We start from the raw sequence: 6,556 nt of genomic DNA, 5'->3' as shown, positions 1-6,556 counted from the left end.
TCGAGTCCGCGGGGTCCGGACTGCGGGTGCGCACCAACGCCGATTAGTTCTCGGTTCTTCCGTTTGCCCGGTATTCGCTTCTCGCGGATACCGGGCAAACGTGTTTCTCCGCCGGGTTACCTCGCGTGACCGGACGGGGCGAGGATGTGCAGGGTCCCCGGCGGGTGTCACGTCACATTCATGGCGGTCGCGGTGGACGGATTCCCGGCCCTGTCCGAAGAACAGCAGTCCACCCCTTGTGACCGGCCGAACGACTGGCATCGTCGAGATGTGGAACGACGAGGAGGGATGGGGAGTTGTCGAGTCCCCCCAGACGCCGGGTGGCTGTTGGGCGTTCTACAGCAACATCGTCGGAGACGGGTTTCGCACCTTGGCTGTGGGGGCGACCGTCACGCTCGACTGGGAACAGGTAACCGATCAGGACGGCTATCGATATCGGGCCACACGCGTGGAGCAGCACGACGGCTGATACCTCGATAGTGGTGTCGCCGAGTCTTACGGCAGACCCGCTGCGCTTCGCCGCCAGAGTGAGAACGTTCATCTCGTGCGTGAGAATGTTATTCTGATTTCGCGTCCCCGAACTGCTTACTCCGAATGGAGCACGAACTATGGAATTGTCCTCGGCCCGGCACGCATTCGTCACCGGCGGTGCGAGCGGTATCGGCCTCGGCATCGCCGATTCTCTTGCCGCCCGCGGGATTTCCGTCACCCTTGCCGACGTCGATCGCGATGCGCTGAATACGGTGACCTCGGAGCGACCCCACGGTTTCCTCGGGATTGCGCTGGACATACGCGACCGTGCGGCCTGGATCGATGCCAAGAAGGAATCCGAGGCAGCCTTCGGGCCGGTGGACATCCTGGTGAACAATGCGGGGATCGGTTTCAACGGGCGCGATGTCGTCGATACGGATCCGGATACATTCGACAAGATCATCGCGATCGACTTGACCGGGGCGTTCAACGGCGTCTCCGCCTTCGGTCCGGACATGCGCACCCGCGGCTCAGGGCACATCGTCAACACGGCTTCGGTGATGGGGCTGACGTCGGGCGCGCCCGGCCGGGGCGCCTACAGTGCGGCGAAGAGCGCCGTTATCGCGATGTCCGAGGCTCTACGCACGGAAATGGCGCCGCACGGCATCGGAGTCTCCGTGCTCTGCCCGGGTTTGGTGATGTCGAATCTGGACGAGAACACTGCCAGACTCGGTGGTCAGGTCGAGGACGCCAGCCACATCAAGGGGGACGGAAATATCGGCATGAAACCCGCGGACGCGGGCGAATACGTGATCCGGGGAATTGCCCGGAATCTTCCCTACATCATCACGCACCCGCACTATCTCGATCACATCGAGAAGCGGATGGACACTATTCGGGAGAGCTTCGCCGCTGCGACGCCACCCATCCGGTCCGGTGGCCTTCCGGTCGCCGATCCTCGGTGACTCAAAGCGGTTGGCGCCGTTCGCGAGCGATCAGGAAGAGCGGAAACATCACGCTGATCGCGATCGCGAACGACAGGACGACATACACCCACACGTACTTGATACCGAGCCTGCGGGCTTCGACGAGCATGAACACGACGGCCGCGAGCGTGAGAAGCAACAGGTCGTTCGTGAGCGAGCTGCTTGCATAGTTCGCGTAACCGTCGCGGAAGAATCCCCAGAGGTCACCACCATCCGCGACGTACGCGATGTTGTTCCACCAGGTCGCGATCAACGCAACGAACGCGATCACGCCGTACACGACGCAGAGATTCCGGCGGGCAGGGGTCATAGGCGAAGGTTAGCCTCAGTGCCGCTCGGACATTCGGGGTTCATTCGAACCGGTACGACCGGCCCTCGTCGTCGAGTTGTGCGCGCAATGCAGCAAGAACCGGCCGCTGGCCTTTGACGAGTTTGATCTCCGCCGCGGGCAGGGTCAGCCACTGCGCGTCGTCAACCTCCGGGAAGCTCTGCATCTTGCCGGACCGCGGTGGCCACTCGAGTTCGAATGTGTTGCTGGAAACGAACGTGAGATCGTCCGAGGTTTCCCCGACATATACGGTGACGGCCTTCCCGGACGGTTGCTTGAACAATCCCAGCATCGCCAACGGCACCGACGGGGCCGGAATACCGCACTCCTCCTCGAACTCACGTAGCGCAACGGCGAGCGGATCCTCGTCGGCGTCGTACACGCCCTTCGGGACGGACCACGCCGCCTCGTCCTTTCCCTTCCAATAAGGACCGCCCGGATGAACGAGCCACACGGCGAGCAGGCCCGCGCTGTCGATGCGGTACAGCAGCAGACCTGCGCTCGTCAGGGCCATCGTTCGCCTTTCATCGTCTCTTTACCGGGGTTGGGCCTGATCCGGCAATCACCAGAAACGGCTTCCGGGACCACCCTTGAAAGGGCCGACCACCCGATCAGTGATCCACCCGCCGTAGAAGCCGCCCAGCTGGGGACGGACCCGCTCTCCGTCGACGAAACACTCGTCCATCGCACCCGGCATGACGGCCACGTGCCCGACGAGTGTTTCGTATCCGGCAACCGGCCGCGGATAGTGCCACGCCGCACGCTCGGCGACGCGCCCGCCTGCCAGGACGTCGAAATAGTCGGCGCGTCCCTTCCACTCGCACACCGTGCTCCCGGGCGCCGGGCGCAGGACCCCCTCGGTGAAGCAGCCGCGGGGAAGGTAGTAGGTCGGCGGGTGGCTCGTCTCGAGCAGCCGCAACGGTTTCCGTGTGCGCGCGACGAGTTGCCCGCCGAACCACACCTCGACCAACTCGGCGCTTCGTTCGACGACGGGCGGCCGCGGGTAGTCCCACACCGACTCTTGCCCCGGACCGACGGGGTCCGGCACCGGGTGGCCGCTCGTCACGGGACGCCTGCCGACTTCGTCATACCTCCATACAACCCTGCCCTGCTTACAACCGCGAGGGCTCGACGCGCGCCCGGGGATCCGCGGCGATCTCGGCCAGGGCAATGGTCTCGTCGGCCAGCATGTCGCGGTCGAGCACCGAGCCTGTTCCGACCAGTTCCCGGACGGTGCGAATGTCCTTGGGCCGTCCCACCGCAACGGCCCCGACGAGGTGTTCGTCGCGGAGCGCGAGGGCAATGAAATCGCGTTCGGAGATCGAGCCGCGCACCACAAACTCGTCGTCCGGCCGCGCCCACCCGGCGAACTGGAGATTGTGCCCGTACTGCATCGACCATCCCCACGGCACCTCTGCGGGAGGGAGCGGTTGTCCGAGCATCGATTTGGCGGCCGCGATCCCCTGTGCCTGCGCGCTGTTCCAGTGCTCGGCGCGTTCCCGTCCGCCGAGCAGGGTATTCGGCTGGTTGGCGACGTCTCCCGCAGCGAACACCCCGGACGCCGGGGTTCGGAAATGCTCGTCGATCACGATTCCGTTGTCCACATCGAGTCCGGCGGCGAGGGCCAGGGAAGTCTCCGGGATCGACCCGATTGCGACGAGGGCCGTCCCCGCGCTCCAGGTGCGGCCGTCGGCGGCGGTGGCGCACACCGTTCCGTCGACGTCGGCGAGGCTCGTCAGCGACACGTCGGGGACGATGTCGACGCCTTGTTCGGCATGCAACTGCAGGTACATCGCCGAGACGTCCGGTGGCACGATGCGCTCGAGCGGTGAGGTGTCCGCGTGGAGAACGGTGACCTCGGCGCCGAGCGCCCGGGCGGTGGCGGCGACCTCGCAGCCGATCAATCCCGCCCCGATGACGAGCAGCGAACCGGTCTGTTCGATCGCCGCACGCAGCGGTGCGACGTCCTCCATCGTGCGCAGGGTGTGCACCCGCGGACCGGCGTCGTGATCCCACTGGCGGGCGCGCCCACCGGTCGCCAGAAGCACGGCGTCGTAGGCGATGATCTCGTCGTCCCACAGCCGGATGCGCCGGGCGTCGGTGTCGAGACCGACAACCCTTGTCCCCGAACGCAACTCGATCTGATTGTCGGACCAGAAAGCGGCCGGTTTCAACAGCGCCTTCTCCGGTGTCGTCTTGCCGGCGAGCAGATCCTTCGACAACACCGGCCTACGGTACGGCAGGGAGCACTCGTCCCCGATCAGAACGATTCGTCCGGTGAATCCCTCGCCGCGAAGGGTCTGCGCCGCGCTCGCGCCCGCCACACCGGTGCCGACGATGACGAAGGTGGACGTCATGCTCGGCTGACCTCGACCATCTCGAAGTCGCTCTTCGCGGCGCCGCAGTCGGGGCACGACCAGTCGTCGGGAATGTCGTCCCACCGGGTGCCCGGTTCGATGCCGTCCTCGGGCCAGCCCTCGGCCTCGTCGTACTCGAATCCGCACTGCAGACAGCGGAACAGCTTGAAATCGGTGCTCATTCTCGGTGTCCTTTCCCTGCGTCGATCGGCTCGAAGTCGACCTTCTCGCGCACTCCGCAGTCGGGGCAGCACCAGCCGTCGGGAACCAGTTCCCACCCGGTGCCGGGCGGAAATCCTTCCCGCGGGGCGCCTTTGATCTCGCTGTAGATGTAGTCACAAACGGGGCAACGGTAGTCGGCCATCACTTCGCTCCATACTCCGCGAGCACCTTCGCCCGCTTGCCGGGTGCAATGTTCACTCGGGTGATGTCGCCGTTGTAGTGGTCGAGGACCCGGTGGTCCATCACCTTGCGCCAGAGCGGGGTGATGTAGGCGAGCCCGATCATGCTGGCGTAGCCACTCGGCAGGTTCGGTGCCCCCTCCATGCTGCGCAGCGTCTGGTACCGGCGGGTCGGGTTGGCGTGGTGGTCACTGTGCCGCTGGAGGTGGTACAGGAAGATGTTGGTCACGATGTGGTCGGAGTTCCAGCTGTGCGCGGGGGCGCAGCGCTCGTAGCGGCCGTTGGCGTTCTTCTGCCGCAGCAATCCGTAGTGCTCGAGGTAGTTGACCGCCTCCAACAGGGAGAAGCCGAACACGGCCTGGATGATCAGGAACGGAACGACGACCGGTCCGAACACCGCGATGAGCACGCCGAACAGGACCACCGACATCAACCAGGCATTGAGCACGTCGTTGTGAATGGTCCACGGGCTCTTGCCGAGTCGCTGCAACCGAGTCTTCTCCAGTTCCCACGAGGACTTGAAGCTGCCCCACACACTGCGCGGGAGGAAGGTCCAGAACGATTCGCCGAACCGGGCGCTGGCCGGATCCTCCGGGGTGGAGACGCGGACATGGTGGCCGCGGTTGTGTTCGATGTAGAAGTGACCGTAGAACGTCTGCGCCAGCGTGATCTTCGACAGCCAGCGTTCGAGGCTGTCCTTCTTGTGCCCCAGTTCGTGCGCGGTGTTGATCCCGACGCCGCCCATCACACCGATGCTCAGGGCCAGTCCGATCTTGGACACCGGACCCAGACCGTTGTCGAGGCCGAGCCACGACACGCTGTCGGCCGACCACAGGTAGCAGGCGAAGACCAGGCTCGCCAACTGGAACGGGATGTAGATGTAGGTGCAGTACCGGTAGTACTTGTCGTTCTCGAGGCGTTCCATCGCCTCGTCCGGCGGATTCTGCCCGTCCGGTCCGAAGAACACGTCGAGGAGCGGCAGCAGCACGTACAGCAGCAGCGGTCCGATCCACCACCACACCGGGGCGACGGCGGTCCACCCGAGTTCGTTGAACCCCCACACGAGGGCCGCGCCGAAAAATACCGCCGTCGGTGGGACCAAACCCACCAACCACAGGTATCTCTTGCGGTCCCGCCACTCGTCCGTGGGCGCTGCCGCATACCTGCCGATGTCTGACGTCGTCATCGTCGGACCTCCTCCTCGAATCGTGACCACCGAATGTGACTCAGGTCTATGAGCCACTTCACGTTATGAGTGGACATTACCGAACTCGCCATCCATTTACTAGACATTGGTGGCATATTTGTACAACTGCGACGATGACACAACCGTTCGTATGCGCAAACGCCTGAACGAACTGATCAACGCGACCCTCCGCGCGACTTTCGGCCAGTAGTCATCCCACTAGCGGATCCCCCTACGGAATCGAGCTGGAGCGATGACGCGGGGTATTGGCCCGCCACCCCCTGCGGGTCAGGGCGAGTTGAGTCCAGCGGTTCACAGCATCAATCGAGAATCGGGTCCTGACTACCTACTCGTCGTCCGTGACGAGTTCGACGCAGTCCCACGTCGCGGTCCTGTCGGGCGGTGCGTCGCCGCACTCGGTGAGAAGAGGCGGGCCTGACGGGTTCACCGAGTAGCCCCCGTGTGGGGTCAGGGTGCGGTTTGCTTCTCGAGTGATGAGAGCGCGGCGAAGAATGCGGCCACTCGTCGTCGGCACAGTCTGGTGAAACAAGTGCAGGTACCTGTCGTACATCAGGCAGCCAGAGATCGTGGCGGGGCCCTCTGATTCCTTCCGGGCCGGGAGCAGCGCTGCCACGTGGTCGTCAATGTGGGCTATCCAGTCGTACTCACCGGGGCGGTTCGCGGCGACGCGTTCGACATGGACCGGGACGTCCCAGCTCACCAATTCTGCTGGCAGCATCTCCGGCTGACACCACCCAGTGGTGGCATCGATTCGATCTCCTACATGCAGGCGCTCGTATCCGGGTTCGAGGTCCACCAGCATCCAG

At 64.6% G+C, this 6,556-nt stretch carries 10 protein-coding genes; 2 read left to right on the top strand and 8 right to left on the bottom strand.

Annotated features, from left to right (window positions below; all coding sequences use genetic code 11):
- The first annotated feature begins 238 nt into the window (after window positions 1–238).
- Both WAW17_RS06170 and WAW17_RS06165 read left to right on the top strand, forming a co-directional pair.
- Window positions 239–469: a cold shock domain-containing protein gene (locus WAW17_RS06170; protein WP_422332119.1), complete on the top strand. Its 231-nt coding sequence runs from the start codon at window positions 239–241 to the stop codon at window positions 467–469.
- Between the two features lie 139 nt (window positions 470–608).
- Complete coding sequence (locus tag WAW17_RS06165; RefSeq protein WP_422332118.1) at window positions 609–1,436, top strand: SDR family oxidoreductase; 828 nt, start codon at window positions 609–611, stop codon at window positions 1,434–1,436.
- Window position 1,437: 1 nt separating this feature from the next.
- On the opposite strand, the gene WAW17_RS06160 is transcribed toward WAW17_RS06165, so the two are convergent.
- From WAW17_RS06160 to WAW17_RS06125, 8 genes are all read right to left on the bottom strand, one after another.
- Complete coding sequence (locus WAW17_RS06160; protein WP_422332117.1) at window positions 1,438–1,767, bottom strand: DUF2834 domain-containing protein; 330 nt, start codon at window positions 1,765–1,767, stop codon at window positions 1,438–1,440.
- A gap of 40 nt (window positions 1,768–1,807) precedes the next feature.
- Entirely contained in the window at window positions 1,808–2,299 is a 492-nt protein-coding gene (locus WAW17_RS06155) for an NUDIX domain-containing protein (protein WP_422332116.1), read from the bottom strand.
- Window positions 2,300–2,347: 48 nt separating this feature from the next.
- Window positions 2,348–2,851, bottom strand: coding sequence for a DUF427 domain-containing protein (locus WAW17_RS06150; RefSeq protein WP_422332115.1), 504 nt, complete (start codon window positions 2,849–2,851; stop codon window positions 2,348–2,350).
- A 46-nt stretch (window positions 2,852–2,897) separates the two neighbouring features.
- The gene (locus tag WAW17_RS06145) at window positions 2,898–4,142 is read right to left on the bottom strand and encodes an NAD(P)/FAD-dependent oxidoreductase (RefSeq protein ID WP_422332114.1); all 1,245 of its coding nucleotides are present in this window, start codon (window positions 4,140–4,142) and stop codon (window positions 2,898–2,900) included.
- Window positions 4,139–4,324, bottom strand: coding sequence for a rubredoxin (locus tag WAW17_RS06140; protein ID WP_422332113.1), 186 nt, complete (start codon window positions 4,322–4,324; stop codon window positions 4,139–4,141). The genes WAW17_RS06145 and WAW17_RS06140 overlap by 4 nt, the downstream gene beginning before the upstream one ends.
- Window positions 4,321–4,506: a rubredoxin gene (locus WAW17_RS06135; protein WP_422332112.1), complete on the bottom strand. Its 186-nt coding sequence runs from the start codon at window positions 4,504–4,506 to the stop codon at window positions 4,321–4,323. The genes WAW17_RS06140 and WAW17_RS06135 overlap by 4 nt, the downstream gene beginning before the upstream one ends.
- Complete coding sequence (locus WAW17_RS06130; RefSeq protein ID WP_422332111.1) at window positions 4,506–5,729, bottom strand: alkane 1-monooxygenase; 1,224 nt, start codon at window positions 5,727–5,729, stop codon at window positions 4,506–4,508. Before WAW17_RS06130 ends, WAW17_RS06135 begins: the two co-directional genes overlap by 1 nt.
- A 346-nt stretch (window positions 5,730–6,075) precedes the next feature.
- The coding region (locus WAW17_RS06125; protein ID WP_422332110.1) for a hypothetical protein at window positions 6,076–6,556 on the bottom strand (481 nt) is incomplete at its 5' end.

The sequence above is a fragment of the Rhodococcus sp. (in: high G+C Gram-positive bacteria) genome (assembly GCF_049286785.1).
In the GTDB taxonomy this organism is placed as follows: domain Bacteria; phylum Actinomycetota; class Actinomycetes; order Mycobacteriales; family Mycobacteriaceae; genus Rhodococcus_F.
Note: the sequence above shows the minus strand (reverse complement) of the source record. Positions and strands in the feature narration are given on the sequence as shown.